Source organism: Frankia sp. CeCAU1, assembly GCF_977971845.1.
In genome coordinates this window covers 16582-19123 of record NZ_CDWWXA010000018.1, presented here as the reverse complement: position 1 = coordinate 19123, position 2542 = coordinate 16582, and the positions used below count along the sequence as shown (strand labels likewise).

Here is a 2542-nt window from a genome sequence, read left to right as displayed (position 1 = left end):
GCGCGCCCGCAAGGACCGGCCCGACAAGCCGTTCGCGGTGATGGTGCGCGACCTGGCGACGGCCACCCTGGTGGCCGACCTGTCGTCGGCGGAGGCGGCGCTGCTGGCATCGCCGGCCGCTCCGATCGTGCTCGTCCGCCGCTCGCCCGCGGCGGGGATGTCAGGGATATCGGGGATGTCGCGGCTGGTCGCCCCCGGCACCCCGCTGGTGGGGCTGCTGCTGCCGTACACACCCGTGCACCACCTGCTGTTCGCGCCAGTCCCGGGTGGCGGCCCGCCACCGCCGCGGATGCTGGTGATGACCAGTGGCAACCGTTCGGGCGAGCCCATCTGCTTCGCCGACGACGACGCGCGGGACCGGCTCGCCGGCCTCGCTGATGCGTTCCTCCGGCACGACCGACCGATCCTCCTGCCGTGTGACGACTCGGTGGTGCGCTGCGGCTACGGGGACGACGGGCAGGTGCTGCCGGTGCGGCGCTCCCGCGGATACGTTCCGCTGCCGGTGGACCTCGGCCGCCCCGTCCGGTCGGTGCTCGCCGTGGGCGGCGAGGGCAAGAGCACGTTCTGCCTCACCACGGACCGTCGCGCGTTCGTGTCCCAGCATCTGGGTGACATGGGCAGCCTGGCTGCGCTCAGGGCCTTCGAGCGCTCCGCCGCGCACCTGACCGATCTGTACGGCGTTGCGCCGGAGACGCTCGCCGCCGACCTCCATCCGGGATACGTCACCCGGGCCTGGGCCGAACGCGCGGCGGCTACGGGGACCGAACAGGCGGCAGCCGGGGACCCGGCGGCGGGGGCGAACCAGACCTCCACCCACGGGTCACGGTCCGCCGGCCGATTGCCGCACCTGGTCCAGCACCACCATGCCCATGTGGCCGCCCTACTCGCCGAGCACGGCAGGCTCGGCGACACCATCCTCGGGGTCGCGTTCGACGGCACCGGCTACGGGCTCGACGGCACGATCTGGGGCGGCGAGGTGCTGCTGGTAGGCCCGGACGTCGCCCGCGCCGAGCGGGTCGCGCACCTGCGTCCGATCGGCCTGCCCGGGGGCGACGCCGCCGTCCGCAATCCGTACCGGGTCGCGCTCGCCCATCTGGCCGCCGCCGACCTGGACTGGACCGCGGACCTGGCGCCGGTGCGGGCCTGCTCCGTGGCGGAGTTGCGCACCCTGCGCACCGCGCTGGACCGGGGCGTGGCCTGCGTGCCCTGCACGAGCATGGGCCGCCTGTTCGACGCGGTGGCGTCGCTGCTCGGGGTGCGCCACCGGATCACCTACGAGGCGCAGGCCGCCGTCGAGCTGGAGGCGCTCGCCGCGGACGGGCTCGCCGCGGCGGAGCTCGGCGGCGCCGGACTCGGCGGCGCCGGTGCCTGCCGGCTCGCCTTCGGCCTGGCGAACGGCGTCCTCGACCCGGCGGGGGTGCTCGCGGGGATCGTCGCCGGTCTGCGGGCGGGAGTGGCGGTGCCGGTGCTGGCCGGCGCGTTCCATCTGGCGGTCGCGGACGCGGTGGCCGAGGTCGCGGGGCTCGCGCGGCGGCGGTACGGAGTCCGCCTGGTCGGTCTGACCGGCGGGGTGTTCGCCAACGTAGTGCTGACGCGGGCCTGCCGCGCCCGGCTCGCCACTGCCGGGTTCGACGTACTCGTCCATCGGGTGGTGCCGCCGGGCGACGGTGGGCTGGCGCTGGGCCAGGCTGCGGTCGCGGCGCTGAGCCGCCCGACGGAGCCGGCCTTCGGCGGGAAGGAAGCCTGACGGCATGTGTCTGGGGATACCGGGCCGGATCATCGAGATCTGGGACGACCGTGGTACGCGGATGGCGATCGTCGATTTCGGCGGCGTCACCAAGACGGTGTGCCTCGCCTACCTGCCCGACGCGACCGTCGGGCAGTACACGATCATCCATGCCGGCTTCGGGCTGATCAGGCTGGACGAGGCCGCGGCGCGGGAGACCCTCGCGATGTTCCGGGACCTGGGGCTGCTCGAGGAGGAGCTGGGATCGCGCGCGGCGGAACCGGGCATGACCGGGCCGGGCCGGTGAGGTACCTGGCGGAGTTCCGCGACCCGGCGTTGGCCCGCCGGCTGCTGGATGCGATCATCGCCACCGCGACCCGACGCTGGGCGATCATGGAGGTCTGCGGCGGCCAGACCCACTCGATCATCCGCAACGGAATCGATCAGCTCCTCGCGGACCAGGTCGAGTTCATCCACGGCCCCGGCTGCCCAGTGTGCGTCACGCCGCTGGAGACGATCGACCGGGCGCTGGCGATCGCCGCCCGCCCCGAGGTGATCTTCTGCTCGTTCGGGGACATGCTGCGGGTCCCCGGCAGCGGCATGGACCTGTTCATGGTCCGGGCGCGTGGCGGGGACGTCCGGGTGGTCTACTCGCCGCTCGACGCGGTCCGCCTCGCCGAGGAGAACCCGGACCGCCAGGTCGTGTTCTTCGGAGTGGGCTTCGAGACCACCGCCCCAGCCAACGCGATGGCCGTGGTGACGGCCCGGCGCCGTGGACTCGACAACTTCTCCGTACTTGTCAGCCACGTGCTGGTG

At 73.9% G+C, this 2542-nt stretch carries 3 protein-coding genes; all 3 read left to right on the top strand.

The window, feature by feature from the left end; genetic code table 11:
- Positions 1 to 1747 (top strand): Kae1-like domain-containing protein (locus tag AC08OO_RS05665; RefSeq protein ID WP_476618298.1); only part of this gene is annotated, 1747 nt, incomplete at its 5' end.
- A 4-nt stretch (positions 1748 to 1751) separates the two neighbouring features.
- A complete protein-coding gene (locus AC08OO_RS05660; RefSeq protein ID WP_011435521.1) occupies positions 1752 to 2033 on the top strand; it encodes a HypC/HybG/HupF family hydrogenase formation chaperone in 282 nt (93 codons plus the stop codon).
- Positions 2030 to 2542, top strand: a 513-nt coding sequence (gene hypD, locus AC08OO_RS05655; RefSeq protein ID WP_476618297.1) for a hydrogenase formation protein HypD, incomplete at its 3' end; no start/stop codon positions are given. The genes AC08OO_RS05660 and hypD, both read left to right, overlap by 4 nt.

What these genes read in the sequence shown, in the direction of transcription:
- AC08OO_RS05660 (WP_011435521.1), top strand. Translation starts at nt 1,752, where the DNA reads ATGTGTCTGGGGATACCGGGCCGGATCATCGAGATCTGGGACGACCGT.